The organism is Anianabacter salinae (assembly GCF_019061145.1).
GTDB classification, from domain to species: domain Bacteria; phylum Pseudomonadota; class Alphaproteobacteria; order Rhodobacterales; family Rhodobacteraceae; genus Anianibacter; species Anianibacter salinarum.
Genome location: NZ_JAHQZS010000004.1, coordinates 97000 through 120526 on the forward strand (window position 1 = coordinate 97000; position 23527 = coordinate 120526).

Genomic DNA, 23527 nt, shown 5'->3' on the forward strand with positions numbered 1-23527 from the left:
CGAAGTCCAGCAGAGAGCCGGATCAGCCGCCGAAACTCTCGAAGATCGCCCCGGCATTGTTGATCGCCGTGACCAGCAGGACCACACCGCAGATCAGCAGCGCCAGCCAGGCCAGGAACTGGAAGGTCAAGGCCGCACCGCCCAGCGCAAGCGCGCCAACACTAAGGCGGCGAGGTTCGTGGCGGGCAAGGGCGATGACGGCCAGCACGACCGCCACCACTCCGGCCACCGCGACCGCCACGGCGATCCCCGTGTCGATGGTCAGGCTGCGTGTTTCGGCGGCAGGCTGCGCCTCGCCGTCAAGGCCGCGCAGGGTCGCTGTGATGAAATCCGCCGTGAATTCGCCCAGCGCAGTGCCCAGTTTCGGCTGCGGTGCAAAGGGGCCGGCGTAGACGGCGATCATCGCGCCCAGCAGGGCCAGGGCACCGATGACAAGCGCCAGCACCGAAAGCGGGGCGGTGTGGAATGTCGCGCGCTGCATGTCGAAGCCTCCGGTCCGATTCGACCGAAAGCTTCATCCAAAAAACCGGCGATAGTTGGGCAGCGGCGGTTCGGCCGCCGCACCTCGGTCAGCCCTTGTCGGCAAAGTCCTCGTGCACGAACCGCTTGTCGCAATAGCCGCACTCGACAAAGCCACGGTCCTTGGGGATCGAGAGCCAGACGCGCGGATGGCCAAGGCCCGGCCCGCTGCCGTCGCAACTCACCCGCCAGGCGGCGACGACTTCGGTTTCCGGCGCGTCGTAGATACCCGTGGGCGCGCCCGCGCCGTCCAGATCCTGCGGCTTTTCAGATGGCATGGAGGAAGGTCCCGTTCTTGCCGCGGGGCAGCGCCCGCCATATGTCGCCTGCCATGATAGCGATGACAGCAGCACGGACAAGGGGCGCAGCGCGATGACACCGGCCACACAGGCGATCGAAATCGAGGGATTGCGCAAGACCTACGCCGGCGGCAAGGGACAGGCCCCCAAGGAGGCGTTGAGGGGCATCGACCTGGCGATTCCGCAGGGGTCGATCTTCGGCCTTCTGGGCCCCAACGGCGCGGGCAAGTCGACGCTCATCAACATCCTCGCCGGGCTGGTGGTCAAGACCGCCGGGCGCGTGCGCATCTGGGGCTTCGACCAAGACGTGAACCCGCGCCAGTCCCGCGCCTCCATCGGCGTGATGCCGCAAGAGCTGAACATGGACCCGTTCTTCACGCCGCGCGCCGCGCTGAACGTGCAGGCCGGGCTTTACGGCGTGCCGAAGGCGCAGCGCCGCACCGACGAGGTGCTTGAGATGATCGGCCTCACCGACAAGGCCGACGCCTATGCGCGCTCGCTGTCGGGCGGGATGCGCCGCCGCTTGCTGCTTGGCAAGGCGCTGGTGCACACGCCGCATATCCTGGTGCTGGACGAGCCGACGGCGGGCGTCGACATCGAATTGCGCCAGATGCTCTGGCGCAACGTGCGGCAGCTGAACGAGCAGGGCATGACGATCATCCTGACCACCCACTATCTCGAGGAAGCGCAGGAGATGTGCGACGAGGTCGCCATCATCAACAACGGCGAGGTGATCGCCCGCGACCGCACCGAGACGCTGGTCGGCCGGATGGATGCCAAGACGCTGGTGATCCGCCCCGAAACCGCACCCGGCCCGCTGACCCTGCCCGATGGCGTGGACCAGAGCCGCGCCGCCGACGGCACGCTGCACCTGACCTACAGGCGCAGCAAGATCAGCGCCGACGCGATCCTTGCCGCGCTGCACACCGCCGGGGTGACGATCCTCGATGTCTCGACGCGCGAGGCGGACCTCGAAGACGTGTTCCTCGACCTCACCCGTGCGGCGAACGCGGCCTGAGGTTCTTCTTGGCGTAAATACTCAACTTGCGCCGAGGACGGCGGCGCAAGGCCCGAGGGCGCCGCGCGGGGGCCACCGGCGACGGCGCGCCTTGCGCTTCAGCGCCTCATCGGGATCACTGCTTTTGCAGCATCCGGCCCAAGGGACGGCCCGAGACGACGTGGACATGAAGGTGCGGCACTTCCTGCACCCCCGCCTCGCCCGAATTGGCCAGCAGGCGATAGCCCATGCCGCCCTCGCCCGGCTCGACGCCAAGCTCCTTGCAGACCGCTGCGATCGCGCGGGTGAAATCGACGATCTCGGCCTCTGATGCCGCCTGCGCGAAATGGTCGAAATTCACATAGGCGCCCTTCGGGATCACCAGCACATGCTCGGGCGCCTGCGGGGCGATGTCGTGGAAGGCAAGGGTATGCTCGGTGTCCAGCACGGTCTTGTTCGGGATCTCGCCGCGCAGGATTTTCGCAAAGATGTTCTGGTCGTCATAGGCGTAGGCCATCGGGGTCCTCAGTCTGAATAAAGGTGTTCGGTGCCGACGATGTCCTGCGCGCGTTCCTTCGATATGTCCAGAAACCGCGCCAGTTCGGCGGCGTTGTCGTCGGGCGTGTTCCATTCGCGAATGCGGTGCACGTTGTCGAAGCCCGCGTCCCTGATCTGGTCGGATTCGTAGACCACGTCGCCCCGAATCGTCGGCAGCAGGCGGTCGATGGTTTCCTTTGGCGTCTGCTCTCCCGCCAGCCCGACCCGCTTGGCGTGCCCGATCAGGTAGTCGTCGGTAAAGCTGCACTGCACTTCAAGCATCTTGGTCTGGCTGCGGTCCGAATAGAAGTCGCGCATCAGGTCCACGTTGCCGGGGTCGATGCAGATAATCATGCGGTCGGTCTCGTAGTAATCGAACAGCATCCGGATCAGCGCCCGGCGGTGCCGGTGCCGCTTGCCCAGCGATGCTTGCAACCCGCCAAGATCGGGCAATTGGGTGTCGTCCTCGTTGAACAGGTAGTCGATGGCAGGGATGTTGGTCACCTGTCGCACCCGGTCCAGCAGCCGCTTGGCGACGTGCCATTTCTTGCAGGTCACGATCATCAACTCGCGCTCCCGGCCAAGCGACGATTCGCTTTCCCAGAACCGGGGGGCAAAGCGGCGCCCGATCCGGCCACGCTGCGAGAGATACTTGAACAGGCTGCGGCCCTCGTTCGAGATCGAGAATTCGACACCTTCGGCCGAATACAGATCGCCCAGCCTGCGCTTGAGCTCGCGCGCCCCAACCGAAATCTTGCGGGCGAACAGGAAGTCCTGGCTGATCAGCAGGTCGTAGTGATCGTTGTAGAACGTCACCGGCATTCCGTAATCGGTGAACATCAGGAAGGTCAGCGTGCGCGTACGGATCTGGTCGGCAGGGACAAGATGCGGCACCAGCGTCTGAAAGAACGTCTCGTCCGGGATCCACGTCGTCGAGAAGAAACGGACCACATCCTTGCGATCGCGCAGGAAATCCAGAATCCACTCGATCGTGCGACGGCGCAGACACCACCACTGCGAGCCGATCATCACCTGCAGATCGCCCGGCACCTTCCGCGACAGTCCAAGGCGGCGCTGCGCCTCGAGGCTCTTGTAGAACAGCCACTTTTTCTTGCGCTCGTTCAGGTAGTGCCGGTAGATCAGCCGCTCTTCCTTCATCCCGGTCTTGATCCAGTCGGAATGGAAGAAATCGAACGCCTCGATATAGTCGGCATCCTCGGCGTCGAGGAAGGCGTGGGCATACTCGGCCGACTTGATCGACATGCAATCGCCCGACAGCATGTAGAAGTGCGTTGCGCGCGGGAACGCCTCTACCGCCGCCTTCACCGCTTCAAGCGTGGCTGCGACCAGCGACCATTCCCCCCAGCCGCACTTCATCCGCTTGCGGGCGAAGGTCACGCTGTCGTTGCCCTGCAGTTCAGAGACGATCTGCTCGAAATGTTCGGGCTTGGAGCGGGCGTCGAAGTGGATCGAGATGTAGTCACCTTTCGCCGTCAGCCGCCGCGCCTGGCTGACGATGGCTTCTGGATCCTTGTGACACAGGAGAATGAATGCGATTTTAGCCATTCAGGAAACAGTCGGGGGTGTTATTGCTCGATCTTCTGCGTTGATAGCGTGAACGCACGTTGAAGAGACAGGTTTTCTTTGCTCTTTTAGCGACAAATAATGTCAGATACGGCTACGAAGCCGTGCACCACTGCGGAGGCGACGGGCCAAGATGGGATTTCCGGGAACCTGGATGACGATGCGCGAGCAACTCGTGTATCGCGTCGTGCCGAAATGCGCCTGCTCTACCATCGGCCAGATCATGTATTACAGCGATCACGGCGCCTTCTTCGACGGTGACATCCACGACGCCGGCGCGGGCATGCACAAATGGGCGCTGGACGAGTCCAAGGAAAAGATCACCGCGACTGTGCAGGCGCAGGAGGCGTTCGCCTTCACTTGCGTGCGCAATCCCTACACCCGCATCCTGTCGTCGTTCTTCGACAAGATCTGCGGCATCCAGCGCAACGGAAAGCGCTATCGCGGCAACCTCGTGCCGCTCTTGATCCAGAAATACGGGATCGAGGTCGGCGGCCCCGATGGCAAGGACGAGTTCGACCAGATCAAGTCGTTCCGCCGCTTCCTGCTGTTCGCGCGCGATACCATCCGCTGGCGCCGCCCGATGGACCCCGACATTCACTGGTCGGCAATGTCGGGCCATGTCTCGACGTTCATCGTCAACGGCGGACGCTACAACCACATCTTCTTTACCGAGAAGTTCAACGAAGGGATGCAGACCATTCTCGACAGGATCGAGACGACGCACCCGGTCAAGCTGGACGAGGTTCCTCGGTTCAACGAAAGCGAGGGGCACGGCCCCAAGCGTCTGCACCCGGTCGAGGACTATTTCGACGATCTGTCGATGCATCTGGTCTACGAGATCTACAAACGCGATTTCGAGGTGTTCAAGTACGACTTCGAGAACCCGGGTAACAAGCTGCCGCTGTCAGAGGTCGATCTGGACGAGGTTCACGCCAAGCTGGGCCACTAGGCGAACATGAAGTTTTGGTGACATTCTTCCGTATTTGATCCAGATCGTCCAAGGGGGGACGGTCGCCGCATACCTTGCGGGCGTCAACGATCAGAGGCGCCCATGCTCGACATGACCAGCACACCCGTCATCCACCCCGTCCTGCGCAACAGCGCCCCCCTGATCGAGGTCAGGGAACTCGACCTGTGGTACGGCGCCAAGCAGGCGTTGAACGCGGTCGATCTGGACATCTACCCCAACGAGGTCCTCGCCTTCATCGGCCCTTCGGGATGCGGCAAGTCCACCGCGCTGAAATGCCTGAACCGGATGCACGACCACACCCGCGACATTCGCATCTCCGGGTCCATCCGCATGGATCATGTCGATGTCTATCATCCGTCCATCGACCCACCGCTGCATCGCAGGCGGTTCGGCTGGGTCGCGCAAAAGCCCAACCCCTTTCCGTCAACGCTGTACGAAAACGTCGCCTATGGCGCGCGCATCCACGGCCTCACCCAAAGCCGCGTCGACCTGGACGCGCATGTCGAAACCTGCCTGCGCCGCGCCGGTCTGTGGGACGAGGTGAAGGACGATCTGCACATCAGGAAAGGCCCCGATCTGTCGGGCGGCCAGCAACAGCGCCTGTGCATCGCGCGGGCGCTGGCCACAATGCCCGAGGTGCTCTTGATGGACGAGCCGACGGGATCGGTCGACCCGCACGCGACGGCGATCATCGAGGACTTGATGATCGACCTGAAGGCCGATCATTCCGTCGTCGTCATCACGCATTCGCTGATGCAGGCCCGGCGCGTCGCCGACCGGGTGGCGTATTTCCACCTCGGCCGGTTGCTGGAAATCGGCCCGACCGAGGTGATGTTTACCGCACCCGAAACGCCCGAAGCGCGTGCCTTCATCGCGGGCAAGTTCGGCTAAAGCAGGCCCTCGGCGGAGAAGATGTCGGTCATGCTGGCCTTGGGGCGTGGGCCGACATGGCCGATGACCTCGGCCGCCGCCAGAACGCCCATGCGGCCCGCCGTGGTCATGTCGCGGCCGGTGGCGACGCCGAACAGGAACCCGGCGGCGAACTGGTCGCCCGCGCCTGTGGCATCGACCGGCGTGACCATCTGCACCGGGATCTCCACCCGCTCGCCGCCGAGGATGATGATGACCGGATCGCCCGAGCGGGTGCAGACCACCGTTTCGCAATCCGCTGCGGCCTTGGCCAGCGCCGCGTCCAGATCGTCGGTCTCGTACAGCGTCTTCCATTCGTCGCGGTTGCCGATGGTGAAATCCATCTCGTCGCGCACAAGGCGCTGGAAATCGCCCCGGTGACGGTCGCAGCAGAACGGATCGGACAGGGTGATGCCCGCCTTGCCGCCTGCCTCGCGGATCAGCCGCGCCGCCTGGGTGAAGGCGGTTTTGCCTTCGTCCTTGTCGAACAGGTAGCCTTCAAGGAACAACAGCTTGCCGCCATCGAACACCTCGGGGGCGACATCGTCCTGCCCAAGGTCCGCACCGGCGCCGAGATAGGTGTTCATCGACCGCTCACCATCAGGCGAGACGAAGATCATCGAGCGCGAGGTCGGCGCCTCGGCGGTATCGACAGGCGCGTTCGGGAACGCGGTGCCCGAGGCGTCCATGCTTTCCGCATAGAACCGGCCCAGCGCGTCGCCCTTTACCTTGCCGATGAACGCGGTCCGCAAGCCCAGCGCACCGATCCCGGCGATGGTGTTGGCGACCGACCCGCCCGGCGTCTGCGTCCGATCCGTCATCGCGGCATAGAGCACCTCGGCGCGCGGACGGTCGACAAGCTGCATGATGCCCTTTTCGATCCCCATGTGGTCGAGAAAGCTGTCGTCGGCATGGGCGATGACATCGACAATCGCGTTGCCGATGCCGATCACGTCGTAGTTGCTCATAGGGTCTTCTCCTCAAAGGGGCACAGATCGCGGATCAGGCAGGCCCCGCACATCGGCTTGCGCGCCTTGCAGGCGTAGCGGCCGTGCAGGATCAGCCAGTGATGCGCGTGAAGCTGGTAGTCGGCGGGGATATTGTCCTCGATGGCGCGTTCCACCACATCGACATCCTTGCCCGGCGCGATGCCGGTGCGGTTGCCGACGCGGAAGATATGGGTGTCGACCGCCTGCGCGGGCATCCGCCACCACATGTTCAGGACCACGTTGGCGGTCTTGCGGCCCACGCCCGGCAGCGATTGCAGCGCGGCACGCGAACAGGGCACCTCGCCGTCGTAATCGTCCACCAGAATGCGCGACAGCTTGATGACGTTCTTCGCCTTGTTGCGATAAAGGCCGATGGTCTTGATGTGCTCGGTCACGCCCACTTCGCCCAAGTCCAGCATCTTCTGCGGCGTGTCGGCGATGGCGAACAGCTTGCGCGTGGCCTTGTTTACACCCGCATCAGTCGCCTGCGCCGAAAGCGCCACGGCCACCACCAGCGTATAGGCGTTCACATGCTCCAGCTCGCCCTTCGGCTCGGGTTCCGCTTCGTGAAAGCGGCGAAAGATCTCGCGGATCGTGGGATAATCGAGTTGCTTGGCCATTGCCCGTGTCTCTGCCCCAAGGCCGGTGGCTCGGCAAGCCAAACGCGGTGTTTGCGTCAAGTTCCGGGTCGCAGGAGCCACAGCGCGCGCCTATTCTGGGTCCCAAGGAGACGCCCCATGACCGATCAGAGCCCCGACAGCCGCTATCACTACGCCGTCATCGGCCGCGCCATCGCGCTTATCGACGAGGGCCGCGCCCTGTCGCTCGACGATCTGGCGCGCGAGATGAACATGAGCCCGGCGCATTTCCAGCGCGTGTTCAGCCGCTGGGTGGGCGTGTCGCCCAAGCGCTACCAGCAATACCTGACGCTCGACCATGCCAAGCGGGTGCTGGAACAGCGGTTCACCACCCTGCACGCGGCGCATGAGGTGGGGCTGTCAGGCAGCGGGCGGCTGCACGACCTGTTCATCCGCTGGGAAGCGATGAGCCCTGGCGAATACGCGGGGCGGGGCGAGGGCCTGACGATCCGGTTCGGCTGGTTCGACAGCCCGTTTGGTGAGGCTTTGGCGATGGGCACCGACCGGGGGCTGTGCGGCATCGCATTCTCGGACGAGGTCGGGCGCGACGCGGCCTTTGCTGACCTTGCGGATCGCTGGCCTGCTGCACATTACACCGAGAACCCCGATACCCTGCGCGGCTGGGTCGAGGCGGCCTTTGGCGAAGCGGGCGAGACGCAGCTTCATCTTCTGGGCGGGCCGTTCCAGATCAAGGTGTGGGAGGCGCTTTTGCGCATCCCCTCGGGGCACGTCACCACCTATTCCGAGATCGCGCAGGCGATCGGCGCGCCCAAGGCGGTGCGGGCGGTCGGAACGGCGGTCGGCCGCAACCCGGTCAGCTGGCTGATCCCCTGTCACCGGGCGCTGCGCAAGTCCGGCGCGCTGGGGGGCTACCACTGGGGCCTTCCCCGCAAACGCGCGATGCTGGCCTACGAGGCGGCGCGCACGGGCATGTGATGGCAAGGAATTGCCGATGGGTGAAGGAACCCTATCGACACCGGGCACGTTGCGCCTAATGGAAACAGACAATCCTCAACGGAGCGACATGACATGATCCGCCGGACCACCCTTCTTGCCTCGGGCCTTGTCGGCCTTCTTGCGCTGACGGCCTGCACCGATCCCACGACGAACGGCAGCGTCAACGATCCCAACCGCCGCACCAAGGCGGGGACAGCCGTTGGCGCCCTGACGGGTGGTCTGCTGGGTGCGGCAATCGGTGGGCCGAACAACCGCACCGGCGGCGCCGTTGTCGGTGCCGTGGCGGGCGGCCTTGCGGGCGCGGCCATCGGCTCGGACCTTGACCGTCAGGCGGCGGAGCTGCGTCAGTCGCTCGACAACCGCGTGACCATCGTGAACGACGGCGACCAGCTGATCGTGACGATGCCCAACGACATCCTGTTCGCCACCGACAGCGCAACGGTGTCTGCCGGGCTGCAGGGCGATCTGCGCTCGCTCGCAGACAGCTTGCAGCGGTATCCGGGGACCATCGTTGAAGTCGTGGGGCATACCGACATTGATGGCCCGGCAGCTTACAACCAAGACCTCTCCGAGCGGCGCGCCCGCGCGGTCGCCAACGTCTTGACCGCTTCTGGCGTGGGGTCGAACCGTATTCAGACATACGGAATGGGCGAGACGCAACCAGCGCCTGGCGCATCAACCCTCACAGCAGAGGGAAAGGCTCAAAGCCGCCGGGTCGAGATCTTCATCCGCCCGAACTGATCTATCTGGACCATGCAGGACAGGGGCCGTGCATCCAGCGCGGCCCCTTTTTCATGCACCTATCGCTCCAGCGGGACAGCAAGGCGACCCCCGCTCCAGCCGTGCACCGTGTCACGGGCGCGCAGGTAGACGGTGGCGGTGCCCTCTGGCACCATCACGCCGCCCAGCGAGCGGGTGAATGGCTGCTCGTCCACATGCGGATGCAGCAATTCGCGGGTGCCGACCACGGTGCCATCCTCCAACTCGACGGCCCAGGCGCCCGCGTAGTGGTCCCAGCCTTCATCGGCATGGCGGACGGAGACGTCGAAACGCCAGGTGTCGCCCTGCGCGGTTGCAGCGGCGTCCACGACAACCGCTTCTCCGGCAAGGGCGGGTGCGGCGGCACACAGCAGGATCGCAAGATACTTCATGCGGCGAGGTTCGCACGCGGCAGCCGGTCAACCAATTCACGATCTCGTCGAACGAAAAAGGCCCGGGGATGACCCGGGCCCTGTTCTTCGTGCCGATCAGGACAAGTCAGTGCAGCTTGGCCTCGACCGACTGGATCGACTCGTCGATCAGCTTGTTGGCTTCGGTGGCCGACATCTGCTTGGCGATCACGTCGCGCGCGGCGGCGATGGCCACCGACACGGCCCGGTCCCGCACATCGCGGATCGCGCTCGACTGCGCTGACGCGATCTGGTCGTCGGCGGCCTGCATCCGGCGTTCGATGGACTTTTCAAGGTCCGTCTTCGCCTGCTCGGCCGCCAGCTTGGCCTCATCCTTGGCATGGGCGACGATGCGGTCCGCCTGTTCCTGGATTTCGGCCTGCTTGCGCTCGTACGAGGCCAGCAGCGTCTGCGCTTCTTCCCGCAGGCCGCGCGCCTCGTCCAGATCCTTGCGGATGTCGTCGGCGCGCTTGTCCAGCATCGAGGTCAGGCGGCCCGGCACCTTTGCGTAGACCAGGACCCCGATGAAGATCAGGAACGCGATCAGCACCACGAAGTCGGTGTTGCCGAGCGAAAAGAACGGGCCGGTGGCGGCCAGCGCGGGGCTGGCCACAAGCGCGGCGATCACGGTGACTGGTTTCAGCATGGCTTACCCTTTCACCCGCGTGTCGATGGCGCTGTCGAGCGCGGCCTTGTCGGCCTTGCCCCCCATCGCTTCGACGATCTCTCCGGCAATGTCCTTGGCGACGGTCTGGACGCTGTCCATCGCGCTGTCGCGGATCTTGCCGATTTCCTTTTCCGACTCCGCGACGCGGGCGGCGATCTCGGCGTCGGCCTTGGCCGATGCCGCATCAAGATCGCCCTGCATGTCGGCCTTGGCCTCGGCGATGATCTTCTGCGCTTCCGACCGCGCGTCGGCGAGCGCCTTTTCATAGGCCTTCTCGGCCTCCTCCGCCTTGAGCTTCAGCTCTTCGGCGGCGGCAATGTCGTTGGTGATCGTGCCCTGCCGTTCGGCAAGCACCGTCGCGATGCGGGGCAGCGCGACGCGGGTCAGCACGAAATAGATGACGACCAGCGTGACCAGAAGCCAGAAGATCTGGTTCGGGAACCAGTCGAAGCAGAGCTGCGGCATGCCGATGGCACCGCCGGATGCGTCGACGCAGGTGCCTGCCGCTTCGATGTCGATGGGTTCAGTTGCCATCTTGGCCTCCGTCGAACCTTAGGTGGTCAACAGGGCGGGACATGAATCGCCCGCCCTGCGCGTAAGGATCAGCGGTCAGCTTAGACTGCGAACATCAGCAGCAGCGCGACGAGGAAGGCGAAGATGCCCAGCGCTTCCGCGAATGCGATGCCGATGAAGAGAGTCGCGGTCTGTGCGCCGGCCGCCGACGGGTTGCGCAGGGCACCCGACAGGAAGTTGCCGGCAACGTGGCCCACACCGATTGCAGCTGCGCCCGAGCCGATGGCTGCGAGGCCTGCGCCGATGAACTGGCCCATTTGTGCGATATCGCCTTCCATGACTGATGTCTCCTTACGATTGGAAGTGGCTGATTTGGGAATCCTGCCCGCGGATCAGTGGTGCGGGTGAAGCGCGTCCTTCAGGTAAACGCATGTCAGGATGGTGAAGACGTAGGCCTGGATGAAGGCCACGAGAACCTCGAGCGCGTAGATCGCGGTGATCGCAAGGATCGGCACGAAGCTGGCCAGACCCATGGCACCGGCGAAGCCCGCGAAGACCTTGATCACGGCGTGACCGGCCATCAGGTTGCCTGCAAGTCGGATCGAGTGGCTGACGGGCCGCACGAAGTAGGAAATGATCTCGATGATGGCGAGGATCGGCCGCAGCGCCAGCGGCGCCGAAGACACCCAGAACAGCGACAGGAACCCGGCGCCGTTCTTGACGAAGCCCAGGATCGTGACGGTCAGGAACACCAGCATCGCCAGAACCGCCGTCACCGCGATGTGCGACGTGGTGGTAAAGGCCATCGGCAGCAGGCCCAGCATGTTGGCGAACACGATGAAGATGAACAGCGTCATGATGTAGGGGAAATACTTGACCCCGTCGCGGCCGCTCACGTCCTCGACCATCTTGTAGACAAAGCCGTAGGCCAATTCGCCCATCGACTGTGCGCGGCTGGGCACGACGTTGCGCCCGCGCGTGCCGATCACCATCAAAAGGATCGTGCAGACCACCGCGACCGCCATCCACAGCGTCACGTTGGTGGGCGTGTACCACATCACCGGGCCATCGCCGAACAGCGGCTTGACGATGAACTGATCCATCGGATGGATGGCCAGACCGCCACCTTCGCCGTGTGCTGCGTCTTCTGTCGCCACGTCTCAGTCCCTTTCTTCGGCGGGCTTGCCCGCATCGTGCGTCCGTTGCAGCTCTGCGGCGGTTCGCATCATCACCTTGACGCCTGCCGCAAAGCCCAACCCGATGAACACCACCAGGAAGATGGGCATCGTTCCCAGAAGGATGTCGAGCCCGTATCCGATGGCAAAGCCAAGTCCAAGTCCGGACACCAGCTCGATCACCATGCGCCATGCCACGTTGGCCTGGCTGTAATGTTCTTCCGAGTGGTGCTTCACGACCTTGTCGGCCTTGGCCTTCTCGATCCGCGCGGACAGAGCCTTCAATCGCTCGTCACGGGTCTCGTCGGACATGGAAACGCCCCTCGTCTTGTCGCGGCGAACCTATGGCGGCGCGGGGAACAGAGTCAAGCTGGCAAAGTGCGGCGAAACATCGGCGCAAGACTTTGAAATATATGTGTTTCTTAAATTCTGACGCCCGCGCATCCCTGTCGCCCGACCCGGACCCATATTCAACCGTTCGGTTGACCTTTGCCGGGACTGGCCGCATGCAAGGCAGCATGCAGCCCCATCTCGACACCGTGTTCCAGGCGCTTGCCGATCCGACCCGCCGCCGCATCCTGTCGATGCTGCTTGAGGACGACATGGCTGTCACGGACGTGGCAGAGCCGTTCGACCAGTCGCTTGCCTCGATCTCGAAGCACCTCGTGATCCTGACCCGCGCGGGCCTTATTTCGCAGGAAAAGCGGGGGCGCGTCAAATGGTGCAAGCTGGAGCCGGACAGCCTGCGCGCCGCGTCGGTGTGGATGCAGGGGTTCGGCCAGTTCGAACCGGTGAACCTTGACGACTTCGAGAGGTTCCTTGCTGCCGAGTTCGGCGAGGAAGACCCGGACGACGGCACACCCGCCGCCCCTTAACTTCGCGCGCGCCTTCTGCCATATCCCGCCCATGCTTGACGACGCCGACGACATCCACCCGCTCTTTCACGGGGCGCCGAAGACCACGGAGTTCAAGAAGCTCCGCAAGCGGCTTGTGCAGAACGTGCGCGAGGCGGTGGATCAGTACGGCATGATCGAGCCGGGCGGCAAATGGCTGGTGTGCCTATCGGGCGGCAAGGACAGCTATACGCTGCTTGCCATCCTGCACGAGCTGCAATGGCGCGGCCTTCTGCCGGTCGATCTTCTGGCCTGCAACCTCGACCAGGGACAGCCGGGCTTTCCCGCGACCGTCCTGCCCGAATTCCTGAGCCGGATGGGCGTGCCGCACCGGATCGAATATCAGGACACCTATTCCATCGTCGTCGACAAGGTCCCCGCGAACCGCACTTATTGCGCGCTGTGCTCGCGGCTGCGGCGCGGCAACCTCTACCGCGTCGCGCGCGAAGAAGGCTGCACCGCCGTCGTGCTGGGGCACCACCGCGACGACATCCTCGAGACGTTCTTCATGAACCTGTTTCATGGCGGGCGGCTGGCGACGATGCCGCCCAAGCTTGTCAACGAAGAGGGCGATCTGTTTCTCTACCGCCCTCTCGCCCATGTCGCCGAAGAGGATTGCGACCGCTTCGCCCGCGCGATGAATTATCCGATCATCCCTTGTGACCTCTGCGGCTCGCAGGACGGATTGCAGCGCCAGCAGGTCAAGAAGATCCTCGACGGCTGGGAGGCCAACGCGCCGGGGCGCCGAAACAAGATGTTCCGCGCCCTGATGAACGTGCGCCCATCGCACCTGATGGACCCCGCGCTGTTCGATTTCGCCGGGCTGATGCGCGGAAAGATCGAATCCGATCTAAACGAGCCCGCCCCGCCTGAGCTGCGTTAACCCGGCCTTCGGCCCCGTCGCCTTAGCCTGCAAGGCGACACCGGGACGAAAGGCCAGACCATGGCGCATTTCCGCTTTGCCGCGCGCGCGGCTGTCCGGCAATTGCTGCTCGGGCCCCAGATCCTTGCCTTTGTGCCCGCGCTCAGCCTCTGCGCCTACTGGTTCGGTGGTGAGGTTCTGCTTTTGACCGTCGCCTTGGTCCTGCCCGCCACGCTGGCGCTGATCTCGCTTCTGAACCCTGTCGCCACCGTCGCCCCGCCCCGTGACAGCGTGACCGGCCTGCCGCTCGCCTCGCACGCGGCCGACCGGTTGGATACGCATTTCGCCGCCTCGGACAGCCGACGGATCGCCGCCTTCGCGATCGAGATCGACGGGCTGAACGAGATCCAGGCGCGGTTCGGCATGACAGCGGCCGACGACATCCTGAACGAGACCGCCGAACGCCTGGCCGCCGCGCTGCGCCCCGGCGATCTGCTTACCCGGCGCACGGGGGGCGGGTTCGTTGCCGTGGTCGGCCCTGTCCGCACGCTCGACCTCGAGGCGGCGATCCAGATCGCGGCGCGCCTGCAGGCCGCGCTCGAGCCGCCGCTGACGCTGGGGGCGACCGGGCTGCACACGACGCTTTGCATCGGCTTCTGCCTGCCCCGCCGCCGGTTCGAGATGTGCGGAGAAGGCTGCATCGCCGGGGCGCTGTCAGGCCTGCAAGAGGCACAGGCCGCTGGCCCCGGCAGCATCCGGACCTTCGTGCCGCGCACGCCGCAGGCGCGCAGCGCCGGAACGGACATCGCCGCGCTGGGAGAGGAATTGGCGCAAGCCTTCGACGCGGGCCAGATCGAGCCGTGGTTTCAGCCGCAGATCTCGACCGACACCGGCAGGGTCAGCGGGATCGAGGCGCTGGTGCGCTGGAACCACCCGCGCCGCGGCATCGTCGAACCCGCGCAGTTCCTTGGCGCGGTCGCCGCCGCAGGCCTGCAACGCCGCCTGTCCGAGACGATGCTGCGCCGGGGACTGGACGCGCTTGCCGGATGGGACGGCGCGGGACTTGCCGTGCCCGCGATGTCGGTGAACTTCTCGGGTGCCGATCTGGCTGACCCCATGCTTTCCGACCGCATCGGATGGGAGCTTGATCGCACCGGCCTTGCCCCTGCGCGCCTGTCCGTCGAGATCCTCGAAACCGTGATCGCGCGCGGCGACGACGACGCCGTCACCCGCAGCGTCGCGCGCCTTGCACAGCTGGGTTGCCGGATCGAGCTGGACGATTTCGGCACCGGCCATGCCGCCATCGCCAACATCCGCCGCTTCAAGGTGTCGCGCATCAAGATCGACCGCAGCTTCGTGTCGCGCGTGGATGTCGACGGCGACCAGCGGCAGATGCTTGCCGCGATCCTCGACATGGCAGAGCGTCTGGGGATCGAAACCATCGCCGAAGGTGTCGAGACAGCGGGCGAGCATGCGCTGCTGGGCCAGCTTGGTTGTCAGCATGTGCAGGGCTATTCGATCGCGCGCCCGATGCCGCTTGCTGCGGCGACCGAATGGCTGTCGCGCCAGGCCATGGGGCACGATCCGTCGCCGCTTCGCCTGCCCCGAACCGGCTGACGGACGCTGGCACCCCCTGCGCGTCCCATCAAGGCCCGGTGAGCCTCTGGGGGAATCCGCTTGACCTTTGCGGCTTTGGCCTGTTGAACGACCGCCAATTTCCCAGTCAAGGTTAGGGTGCTCCCGATGGACGATCAGAACAAGAACCTGATCCTTGCCACGGCGCTGAGTTTCATCGTCATCGTCGCGTGGTTCCTGCTGTTCCCGCCCGAACAGCAAGCCCCTATCCAGGACGATATCGCCCAGACGACACAGCCTGACAGAACGGTCGTGTCGCCGGGAACACCCGGCGATCTGGCAACATCCAATGCCGGCGGCGATGCTGCCACCGAACAGGAATCCGCCGTCGCCGAGGCCGCGCGCATCACCATCGACACGCCGCGCATCGACGGCTCGATCTCGCTGGCGGGCGGCCGCATCGACGATGTCCGGCTGAAAGATTACCGCGTGACGATCGACCTGGACAGCCCCGAGGTGCAGTTCCTGCGCCCCGTCGGCCAGCCGAATGCCTATTACGCGCTGTTCGGTTGGGCCCCCGGCGGCGCGCTGACCTTCGAGGACGTCCCCGGCGCCACCACGGAATGGAGCGTCGAGTCCGGCAGCGCCCTGACCCCAGAGACGCCCGTCACGATCCGCTGGGACAGCCCCACGGGCCTGATCTTCCGGCGCGAGATCGCTGTCGATGACGACTACCTGTTCACCGTCACCCAGACGGTCGAGAACACCGGCACCGCGACCCAAAGGCTTGCGCCCTACGCCCTTCTGGCCCGGCACGGCGAACCCGAGGACATGAAAAACTTCTTCATCCTGCACGAAGGTCTCATCGCGATGACCGACGGAGAGCTGACCGAGACCTCTTACGACAACATGACCGAATACGATCTGGACGACAGCCAGACGCTCCGGTCCGAAGCGTTCCAGGTCGAAGGCAATGGCTGGATCGGGTTCACCGACCATTACTGGATGGCGACGCTGATCCCAGAGCCGGGCAGCCCGTTCCGGGCCACCGCGAAATACGACGCGCGCCGCGACATCTACCGGACCGAGGCGGTCCAGCCGACCGTCGAGATCGCGCCGGGCACCACCGCCACCTCGACCTCGCGCTTCTTTGCGGGCGCCAAGGAATGGGAAGCGATCCGCGACTACCAGAACGAGCAGGGCATCGACCGCTTCGTCGACGCCATCGACTGGGGATGGTTCTTTTTCCTGACCAAGCCGATCTTCATCGCGCTGCATTTCCTCAACGGCCTGATCGGCAACATGGGTTGGGCAATCATTGGCCTGACGCTCGGCATCAAGGCGATTCTGTTCCCGCTGGCCTACAAGTCCTACGTCTCGATGGCGAAGATGAAGGAACTTCAGCCCGAGATGCAGAAGATCAAGGAACGCGCGGGCGATGACCGTCAGAAGCTGCAGCAAGAGACGATGGCGCTCTACAAGAAGGAAAGGGTGAACCCCGCCTCGGGCTGCCTGCCGCTGATCCTGCAGATCCCGATCTTCTTCTCGCTCTACAAGGTGATCTTCGTCACCCTCGAACTGCGCCACGCGCCGTGGATCGGCTGGATCAACGACCTGTCGGCCCCCGATCCGTCGTCGATCCTGAACCTGTTTGGCCTGTTGCCCTTCGCGCCGCCGGACCCGACGTCGTTCATCGCGATCATTTCGCTGGGCGTGTTGCCGATCTTGCTGGGCATCTCGATGTGGCTCCAGCAAAAGCTGAACCCGGCGCCGCCGGACCCGACGCAGGCGATGATCTTTGCCTGGATGCCGTGGGTGTTCATGTTCATGCTGGGCCAGTTCGCCAGCGGGCTTGTGCTGTACTGGATCGCGAACAACACGATCACCTTCATCCAGCAGTACACGATCATGCGCAGCCAGGGCTACAAGCCCGACGTGCTGGGCAACGTGCTGCGCAGCCTGCGCCTCAAGAAAGCCGAAGCCGAGGGCACGGGCGACAAGTAACGGTTGCCCTTGCCCCGCCGCGGCAGCTACATCCGCGCTCAAACCTCATGGAGGCGCGGATGGAGCTGCCCTTTCCCATCGCAGACGAGCCCGATTTCGAAACCAGCGAACGCGGGCGCAAGCTGTTCGCGGGCGAGGTCGAGTTTCTCAAGGGCGTCGTCGCGATGTCCGGCCTGCCGCCTGACGACCGGGCCGAAGTGTGCTTTGCAGGCAGGTCCAATGTCGGAAAATCGTCGCTCATCAACGCGCTGACGGGCCGCAAGGCGCTGGCGCGGGCCTCGAACACTCCCGGCCGCACGCAGGAAATCAACTACTTCACGCTGGGCGAAGACCGCTATCTGGTCGACCTGCCCGGCTATGGTTTCGCCGAGGCGCCCGTTGCCGTGGTCAAGCAGTGGCAGGCGCTGCTCAAACAGTACCTCTCGGGCCGCGCGACCCTGCGCCGGGCCTTCGTGCTGATCGATCACCGGCACGGGATCAAGTCCGTCGACACCGAGATCCTGACGCTTCTGGACAAGTCCGCCGTGCCGTTTCAGGCGGTGATGACCAAGGCCGACAAGGTCAAGGCCTCTGACCGCGAGGCGATCCTGATCCAGGTTCGCAAGGAATTGCAAAAGCACCCCGCCGCCTATCCCGAGATCATGGTGACAAGCTCTGAAACCGGCCTTGGCCTTGCGACGCTGCGCGCGATCATCGCCGGGCTTGGCTGAACTTGTGACCCGGCGGGCAACCGTCTAACCATTGGGCGGCACGAGGACCTTTCCCCGATGAAGAAGCAGACCATGAACCGAGACTGGATCGCCACCGCGCGCACGTTGAACGCCGCCCTGCCCTACCTTCAGCGCTATGATGGCGCCACCGTGGTCATCAAGCTGGGCGGCCACGCGATGGGCTCGGACGAGGGCATGGCCAGTTTCGCGCGCGACGTGGTGCTGATGCAGCAGGTCGGCGTGAACCCCGTCGTCGTGCATGGCGGCGGCCCGATGATTAACGAGATGCTCGCCAAGCTGGGCGTGCAATCCGAGTTCCGCAATGGCAAGCGCATCACCGACGAGGCCACCGTCGAGGTGGTCGAAATGGTGCTGTCGGGCCGGGTGAACAAGCGCATCGTGCAGGCGATCAACGCGGCGGGCGGCAAGGCAATCGGGCTGTCCGGCAAGGACGCGAACCTGATGGTCTGCGACCAGACCGACCCCGACCTCGGCTTTGTCGGCACCCCCGTAGAGATGAGCGTCGACTACCTGCGCTCGCTTGCTGCGGCCGAGATCATTCCGGTGATCGCCCCCATCGGCGCGGGCCGGAACGGCGAGACCTACAACGTCAACGGCGACACTGCGGCGGGCGCCATCGCTGCTGCGCTCAAGGCGGATCGCCTGCTGCTGCTGACCGACGTGTCGGGCGTGAAGAATGCCGAGGGCGAGGTGTTGACCGCGCTCAACGCCGCGCAGATCCGCCAGATGACGACAGATGGCGTGATCGCCGGCGGGATGATCCCCAAGACGGAAACCGCGCTTGACGCGCTGGAGGGCGGCGTGCGCGCGGTGGTCATCCTTGACGGACGCGCGCCCAATGCCTGCCTGTTGGAGCTGTTCACCGATCACGGCGCAGGCTCGCTGATCCGCGCGGTCTGAGAGATGACGCGGTTGGCCGAGATCGACGCCGCCGCATCGGAATGGTCGCTGTCCGTCCTGGGCGCCCTGCACGCCGAGCCGAAGGATGGTGTGGACGGCGCGACCATCGTGCTGCTGGGCCCGCGCGAGCCGGGGTTCTGGGACAGGTTCACAGGGTCGGACGAATACGGCGATGGCCTGCCCGATCCACTGGACCGCTGGTCGCGGCGCGTGGTCACTGCGCTGGCAGACAGGATTGGCGCGCGGGCGGAATTTCCCTTCGGCGGCCCGCCGTTCCGCCCCTTCATCGACTGGGCGCTGCGGTCCGGCGCGGCTTGGCAGTCGCCCGTCGGCCTTCTGGTGCACCGCAGCGCGGGGCTGATGGTGTCGTATCGCGGTGCACTGGTGCTTCAGGGCGCGCTGGACCTCGGCGCCCCCGCCAGGGCGCCCTGCGACACCTGCGCGGGGCAGCCCTGCCGGGCGGCGTGCCCTGCAGGCGCGCTTACCCCCAGCGGCTATGACGTGCCGCTGTGCAAGGCGCATGTGCGGTCACCTGAAGGCGAGGCCTGCCGGGGCGGCTGCCTTGTGCGCCGGGCCTGCCCCGTCAGCCAGGCCTACGGGCGCCGCGCGGAACAATCGGCATTCCACATGAGGGCCTTCGCCGGATGACCAAGACCTTGATCCTGATGCGGCACGCGAAATCGGCCTGGGACGACCCGCTTCTGGACGACCATGAACGCAGCCTCAACGACCGGGGGCGCAGGTCGGCGGACGCGGTCGGCACCTGGCTTTCCGCGCAGAGGCACCTGCCGGACACTGTCCTGTCCTCGACCGCCCGGCGCACACGCGAAACCTGGGAGGGGCTTGCGCCGCACCTGCCCGCGCCCGAACGGGTGATCTGGACGCGCGATCTGTATCTGGCCAGTTCAATGCGCCTTCTGAAGGTGCTGCAACGGTCCGAGGGCCGGACGATCCTGCTGCTTGGCCACAACGAAGGCATCGGCGAGGCGGCAAGCCTGCTGGTCAGGACGCCGCCGAAACACCCAAGGTTCCTGCAGTATCCCACCGCCGCCGTGACGGTGATGCGGTTCGACATCGACGACTGGGCCGCGGCGATCTGGGGCGCAGGCGAGGTGGTCGATTTCATCGTGCCGCGCGATCTGGGTGTCGCCTAAGAACGCGAAGGCCCCGGCGCGGCTGGCCGGGGCTTTCGATGTGCGTCCGGGAAACGTCAGTGTCCGAGGATCTGGCTGAGGAACAGCTTGGTCCGATCCGATTGCGGGTTGTTGAAGAATTCCTTCGGCTCGTTCTGTTCGACGATCTGGCCCGCGTCCATGAAGATCACGCGGTTCGCCACCGCCTGCGCAAAGCCCATCTCGTGGGTCACGCAGATCATCGTCATGCCCTCTTCGGCAAGCTCGATCATCGTGTCGAGCACTTCCTTGATCATCTCGGGGTCAAGCGCAGATGTCGGTTCGTCGAACAGCATGATCCGGGGCTTCATGCACAGCGACCGGGCGATGGCCACGCGCTGTTGCTGCCCGCCCGAAAGCTGGCCCGGGTATTTCAGCGCCTGTTCCGGGATCTTCACCTTCTCCAGAAAGTGCATCGCGATTTCCTCGGCCTCGCGCTTGGGGGTCTTGCGGACCCAGATCGGCGCGAGGGTGCAGTTTTCGAGGATCGTAAGGTGCGGGAACAGGTTGAAGTGCTGGAACACCATCCCGACCTCGGAGCGGACCTTGTCGATGTTCTTGAGATCGCTCGTCAGCTCGATCCCGTCGACGACGATCTTGCCCTGCTGGTGTTCCTCCAGCCGGTTTATGCAGCGGATCAGCGTGGATTTGCCAGACCCCGAAGGCCCGCACACCACGATCCGCTCGCCCCGGTAGACGGTCAGGTCGATGTCGCGCAGGACGTGGAAGGTCCCGAACCACTTGTTCATGTTCTCGACCTGGATCGCGACCTCGTCAGAGACCTGCATCTGGGTCCGGTCGATTTCGCGCTCGGCGACGTTGGTTGCAGCGTCGGTCATGTGCAGGTTCCCTTAACGATGGCCGGTCTGAAGCTTGCGCTCCAACCACAGCGAATAGCGGCCCATGCCGAAGCAGCAGATGAAGAACAGAAGGCCGATGAAGACGAAAAGCTCCCAGTAGATACCGTTCCAGTCGGTCGTCGCCCGGATGGCGTTCGACAGGCCGATGGGATCGAGCAGGCCGATGAAGACGACCAGCGTGGTATCCTTGAAGAGCCCGATGAAGGTGTTGACGATGCCGGGGATCGAGATCTTGAGAGCCTGCGGCAGGATGATGAGCCGCATCGACTTGGCATAGTCGAGGCCAAGCGCATCGGCTGCCTCGTACTGGCCGCGCGGCAGCGCCGCGAGACCGCCCCGGACCACCTCGGCGATGTAGGCCGAGGCGAAGAAGGTCACCATGATGATGACCCGCAGCATCAGATCAAAGTTCGTGCCGGGTGGCAGGAAGTAGTTCAGCAGCAAGGATGCCGTGAACAGCCAGACGATCAGCGGCACGCCGCGGATGATCTCGATGAAGGCGACAGAGACCTTGTTGATGATGAACAGGTCCGATTGCCGCCCAAGCGCCAACAGGATGCCCAGCGGCAGGGACAGCGTGATCCCGGCGATGCCGATGATGAACGACAGCATGAAGCCGCCGAAATCGTCGGACGGAACGAAGGTCAGGCCGATGGGAAGGGCGGCGGCCAGTGCGCTGGCCAGCGGACCCGCCGCGAACAGCCAGAACAGGATCGGCAGGATGATCGATGCCAGTCCCCCGACGATGTTTCCCGCGACCTTCGCCAAGAGCTGGAATGCGACGACGCCGATCACGAAGCCCACGATGACGACCAGCGGCCCCCAGATCGTGCCACCCCACAGAAGCAGGTACATCAGGAACGGACTTGCAGCCGAGAACCAGATCGCCTGACGCGGAAAGCCCGAGAACAGGATCGGCCCCAACGCGACGAGGAACACGACGACGGCCAGAACGGGGCGCCAGTAGAACTCGGACGGGTAGAAGCCGAACATCAACTGCTGCCAGCGATCGGCCAGCACCGCCCAGCAGGCGACAGAGGCATTCTCGCCATACAGCTCATCCCGTACGGCGCGGCATTCGGTCAGGGAATTCGCGTCCCAGATGCCAAACACCATCCAGGGCAGCACATGGCTGAGGATGTAGTAGACCGCGTAGAGCGAGACGAGCGTGAGGATCGCGTTCAGCCAGCTTGAGAACAGGTTCTCGCGCAGCCACTTGACCGCCCCCGCCTCGCGGATCGGCGGGGCGCGTTCGGGCATCATTTCCTGCCGGACGAAGCGGACCGTTTGTGCGTGCGTGTCGCTCATCTCACCGCTCCTTCAGCTTGATCGAGGCGTTGTAGATGTTCATCACGCCCGAAATGGCGAGACTGAGCACGAGGTAGAACGCGCCAAGCAGCAGCATCCCCTCAAGCTCTCGCCCGGTCTGGTTGATGGTGATCCCCCCAAGGGTCGAGCGCGCGTCCATGTAGCCGACGGCGATGGCGAGCGACGAGTTCTTGGTCAGGTTGAGGTATTGCGAGATTAGTGGCGGCACGATGACCCGCATCGCCTGCGGCAGGACCACAAGGTTCATCGTGCGGTTCGGACGCAGGCCAAGCGCGAAGGACGCCTCGGTCTGGCCCTTGGACACCGACAGGATGCCGCCGCGCACGATCTCGGCGATGAAGGCGCCGGTATAGAGCGACAGCGCCAGCCACAGCGCGATGAGAGAGTTGCGCAGGTGCAGGCCACCGTCAAAATTGAAGCCGCCGAGTTCGGGATAGTTGAGCGAAACAGGACCGCCCATCACGAAATAGGCGAGGATCGCAGGGAGGAAGAACAGCGCCAGCGAGACGCGGAACACCGGCAGGATCTGTCCCGTCGCTTCCTGTCTTTTGCGCGCAAGGCGGCGGTAGGCGAAGATGCCGACGAGCGACAGAAGGAACACCACGACCACGACCCAGGACCCCGGACCCCAGACCGGCATGGGCACATACACGCCGCGGTTCGTCACCGCGAGCGTGTCGCCCAGCATCATCGAGGCACTGCCGCCTTCGCGGAAATCGCGCGGCGATGGGGTGGATTCGGTCATTACCGCGAAGATCGCGATGATCCACAGCAGCAGGGGCACGTTGCGGAAGCCCTCGACATAGACCGCCATGAGCCGTGCGACGACCCAGTTGGACGACAGCCGCAGGACGCCCGCGATCACGCCAAGAACGGTTGCCAGAATGCAGCCGAGAAACGCGACGAGCAAGGTGTTCAGAATGCCGATCAGGGCCGCCTTGCCATGCGTCGAAGCAGACGAATACTCCAGCAGGCGCTGGTTGATGTCGTACCCGGCCCTCTGGCCAAGGAAACCAAAGTCGAAATCCTTGCCCAACGCCGCGAGGTTCTGGACCGTGTTGTTGATGAGCCAGAAGATCATCACCGCCAGCAAGATCGTGGCGACGACCTGGATGGTCAGCGATCGATACCTTGTGTCGTAGATAAGCTGGCTTAGCCGAAAAGACTCCCGAGGAGGATCGGACATCGTCGTCATGGCTGACGTTCCCTGTGTTCCCTGGCGCATTTCAAGTCGGCTGCTCTTTTTCGGCAGCCTTGGCCCAGGTGTTTTTTCTT

At 64.5% G+C, this 23527-nt stretch carries 28 protein-coding genes; 13 read left to right on the top strand and 15 right to left on the bottom strand.

The genetic code is table 11. From position 1 onward, the window contains the following. Window positions 1-22 precede the first annotated feature (22 nt). Both KTJ87_RS11910 and KTJ87_RS11915 read right to left on the bottom strand, forming a co-directional pair. Window positions 23-481 carry a hypothetical protein gene (locus KTJ87_RS11910; protein WP_267139351.1) on the bottom strand — a complete coding sequence of 153 codons (459 nt, stop codon included), beginning with the start codon at window positions 479-481 and terminating at the stop codon, window positions 23-25. Between the two features lie 88 nt (window positions 482-569). Continuing rightward, window positions 570-746, bottom strand: coding sequence for a zinc-finger domain-containing protein (locus KTJ87_RS11915; protein WP_267139648.1), 177 nt, complete (start codon window positions 744-746; stop codon window positions 570-572). Window positions 747-891: 145 nt separating this feature from the next. Between KTJ87_RS11915 and KTJ87_RS11920 the strand changes: the two genes are divergently transcribed. Then, a complete protein-coding gene (locus KTJ87_RS11920) occupies window positions 892-1836 on the top strand; it encodes an ABC transporter ATP-binding protein (RefSeq protein WP_267139352.1) in 945 nt (314 codons plus the stop codon). 115 nt (window positions 1837-1951) lie between these two features. Here the strand turns inward: KTJ87_RS11920 and KTJ87_RS11925 are convergent, their stop codons facing one another. Both KTJ87_RS11925 and KTJ87_RS11930 read right to left on the bottom strand, forming a co-directional pair. Beyond that, window positions 1952-2332 (bottom strand): HIT domain-containing protein, encoded by a 381-nt coding sequence (locus tag KTJ87_RS11925; protein WP_267139353.1) that lies wholly within the window; start codon window positions 2330-2332, stop codon window positions 1952-1954. Between the two features lie 8 nt (window positions 2333-2340). Beyond that, complete coding sequence (locus tag KTJ87_RS11930; protein ID WP_267139354.1) at window positions 2341-3918, bottom strand: DUF5928 domain-containing protein; 1578 nt, start codon at window positions 3916-3918, stop codon at window positions 2341-2343. 151 nt (window positions 3919-4069) lie between these two features. Here KTJ87_RS11930 and KTJ87_RS11935 point away from each other — a divergent pair, with 151 nt between their 5' ends. Continuing rightward, entirely contained in the window at window positions 4070-4888 is an 819-nt protein-coding gene (locus KTJ87_RS11935) for a sulfotransferase family protein (RefSeq protein ID WP_267139355.1), read from the top strand. A gap of 111 nt (window positions 4889-4999) precedes the next feature. Beyond that, the gene (locus KTJ87_RS11940) at window positions 5000-5800 is read left to right on the top strand and encodes a phosphate ABC transporter ATP-binding protein (protein ID WP_267139649.1); all 801 of its coding nucleotides are present in this window, start codon (window positions 5000-5002) and stop codon (window positions 5798-5800) included. On the opposite strand, the gene KTJ87_RS11945 is transcribed toward KTJ87_RS11940, so the two are convergent. Next, window positions 5797-6786, bottom strand: coding sequence for an adenosine kinase (locus tag KTJ87_RS11945; protein ID WP_267139356.1), 990 nt, complete (start codon window positions 6784-6786; stop codon window positions 5797-5799). The genes KTJ87_RS11940 and KTJ87_RS11945 overlap by 4 nt on opposite strands. After that, complete coding sequence (nth, locus tag KTJ87_RS11950) at window positions 6783-7427, bottom strand: endonuclease III (RefSeq protein WP_267139357.1); 645 nt, start codon at window positions 7425-7427, stop codon at window positions 6783-6785. The genes KTJ87_RS11945 and nth overlap by 4 nt, the downstream gene beginning before the upstream one ends. Window positions 7428-7544: 117 nt before the next feature. Between nth and KTJ87_RS11955 the strand changes: the two genes are divergently transcribed. Both KTJ87_RS11955 and KTJ87_RS11960 read left to right on the top strand, forming a co-directional pair. After that, the gene (locus KTJ87_RS11955; RefSeq protein ID WP_267139358.1) at window positions 7545-8381 is read left to right on the top strand and encodes a bifunctional helix-turn-helix domain-containing protein/methylated-DNA--[protein]-cysteine S-methyltransferase; all 837 of its coding nucleotides are present in this window, start codon (window positions 7545-7547) and stop codon (window positions 8379-8381) included. A 93-nt stretch (window positions 8382-8474) separates the two neighbouring features. Further along, window positions 8475-9143 carry an OmpA family protein gene (locus KTJ87_RS11960; protein WP_267139359.1) on the top strand — a complete coding sequence of 223 codons (669 nt, stop codon included), beginning with the start codon at window positions 8475-8477 and terminating at the stop codon, window positions 9141-9143. Window positions 9144-9202: 59 nt separating this feature from the next. On the opposite strand, the gene KTJ87_RS11965 is transcribed toward KTJ87_RS11960, so the two are convergent. The 6 genes from KTJ87_RS11965 to KTJ87_RS11990 all read right to left on the bottom strand — a co-directional run bounded on the left by KTJ87_RS11965 (window position 9203) and on the right by KTJ87_RS11990 (window position 12238). Then, a complete protein-coding gene (locus tag KTJ87_RS11965; RefSeq protein WP_267139360.1) occupies window positions 9203-9553 on the bottom strand; it encodes a hypothetical protein in 351 nt (116 codons plus the stop codon). Between the two features lie 106 nt (window positions 9554-9659). Further along, on the bottom strand, window positions 9660-10217 hold the full coding sequence (locus tag KTJ87_RS11970; protein ID WP_267139361.1) for a F0F1 ATP synthase subunit B: 558 nt from the start codon (window positions 10215-10217) through the stop codon (window positions 9660-9662). Window positions 10218-10220: 3 nt separating this feature from the next. Then, entirely contained in the window at window positions 10221-10772 is a 552-nt protein-coding gene (locus KTJ87_RS11975; RefSeq protein ID WP_267139362.1) for a F0F1 ATP synthase subunit B', read from the bottom strand. 80 nt (window positions 10773-10852) lie between these two features. Continuing rightward, window positions 10853-11089 (bottom strand): F0F1 ATP synthase subunit C, encoded by a 237-nt coding sequence (locus KTJ87_RS11980; RefSeq protein ID WP_267139363.1) that lies wholly within the window; start codon window positions 11087-11089, stop codon window positions 10853-10855. Window positions 11090-11143: 54 nt separating this feature from the next. Continuing rightward, entirely contained in the window at window positions 11144-11908 is a 765-nt protein-coding gene (locus KTJ87_RS11985; RefSeq protein WP_267139364.1) for a F0F1 ATP synthase subunit A, read from the bottom strand. 3 nt (window positions 11909-11911) lie between these two features. Further along, entirely contained in the window at window positions 11912-12238 is a 327-nt protein-coding gene (locus KTJ87_RS11990; protein WP_267139365.1) for an AtpZ/AtpI family protein, read from the bottom strand. Between the two features lie 206 nt (window positions 12239-12444). Here KTJ87_RS11990 and KTJ87_RS11995 point away from each other — a divergent pair, with 206 nt between their 5' ends. The 8 genes from KTJ87_RS11995 to KTJ87_RS12030 all read left to right on the top strand — a co-directional run bounded on the left by KTJ87_RS11995 (window position 12445) and on the right by KTJ87_RS12030 (window position 20045). After that, entirely contained in the window at window positions 12445-12801 is a 357-nt protein-coding gene (locus KTJ87_RS11995; RefSeq protein WP_267139650.1) for an ArsR/SmtB family transcription factor, read from the top strand. A gap of 31 nt (window positions 12802-12832) precedes the next feature. After that, the gene (ttcA, locus tag KTJ87_RS12000) at window positions 12833-13702 is read left to right on the top strand and encodes a tRNA 2-thiocytidine(32) synthetase TtcA (RefSeq protein WP_267139366.1); all 870 of its coding nucleotides are present in this window, start codon (window positions 12833-12835) and stop codon (window positions 13700-13702) included. Window positions 13703-13762: 60 nt separating this feature from the next. Beyond that, window positions 13763-15298, top strand: a complete 1536-nt coding sequence (locus KTJ87_RS12005) for a putative bifunctional diguanylate cyclase/phosphodiesterase (protein ID WP_267139367.1) — start codon at window positions 13763-13765, stop codon at window positions 15296-15298. A gap of 126 nt (window positions 15299-15424) precedes the next feature. Next, entirely contained in the window at window positions 15425-17260 is a 1836-nt protein-coding gene (gene yidC / locus KTJ87_RS12010) for a membrane protein insertase YidC (RefSeq protein ID WP_267139368.1), read from the top strand. A gap of 59 nt (window positions 17261-17319) precedes the next feature. Further along, the gene (gene yihA / locus KTJ87_RS12015; RefSeq protein WP_267139369.1) at window positions 17320-17970 is read left to right on the top strand and encodes a ribosome biogenesis GTP-binding protein YihA/YsxC; all 651 of its coding nucleotides are present in this window, start codon (window positions 17320-17322) and stop codon (window positions 17968-17970) included. A gap of 57 nt (window positions 17971-18027) precedes the next feature. After that, window positions 18028-18891 (top strand): acetylglutamate kinase, encoded by an 864-nt coding sequence (gene argB / locus KTJ87_RS12020; RefSeq protein ID WP_267139370.1) that lies wholly within the window; start codon window positions 18028-18030, stop codon window positions 18889-18891. 3 nt (window positions 18892-18894) lie between these two features. After that, the gene (locus KTJ87_RS12025) at window positions 18895-19539 is read left to right on the top strand and encodes a ferredoxin (protein ID WP_267139371.1); all 645 of its coding nucleotides are present in this window, start codon (window positions 18895-18897) and stop codon (window positions 19537-19539) included. Next, entirely contained in the window at window positions 19536-20045 is a 510-nt protein-coding gene (locus tag KTJ87_RS12030; RefSeq protein WP_267139372.1) for a SixA phosphatase family protein, read from the top strand. Before KTJ87_RS12025 ends, KTJ87_RS12030 begins: the two co-directional genes overlap by 4 nt. A gap of 56 nt (window positions 20046-20101) precedes the next feature. Here the strand turns inward: KTJ87_RS12030 and KTJ87_RS12035 are convergent, their stop codons facing one another. Genes KTJ87_RS12035 through KTJ87_RS12045 form a run of 3 tightly spaced genes read right to left on the bottom strand, consistent with a single transcriptional unit; the run spans window position 20102 to window position 23447 of the window. Then, window positions 20102-20902 carry an amino acid ABC transporter ATP-binding protein gene (locus KTJ87_RS12035; protein WP_323371769.1) on the bottom strand — a complete coding sequence of 267 codons (801 nt, stop codon included), beginning with the start codon at window positions 20900-20902 and terminating at the stop codon, window positions 20102-20104. Window positions 20903-20914: 12 nt separating this feature from the next. Then, the gene (locus tag KTJ87_RS12040) at window positions 20915-22231 is read right to left on the bottom strand and encodes an amino acid ABC transporter permease (protein WP_267139373.1); all 1317 of its coding nucleotides are present in this window, start codon (window positions 22229-22231) and stop codon (window positions 20915-20917) included. Between the two features lies 1 nt (window position 22232). Next, the gene (locus KTJ87_RS12045; RefSeq protein WP_267139374.1) at window positions 22233-23447 is read right to left on the bottom strand and encodes an amino acid ABC transporter permease; all 1215 of its coding nucleotides are present in this window, start codon (window positions 23445-23447) and stop codon (window positions 22233-22235) included. Window positions 23448-23527: the final 80 nt, after the last annotated feature.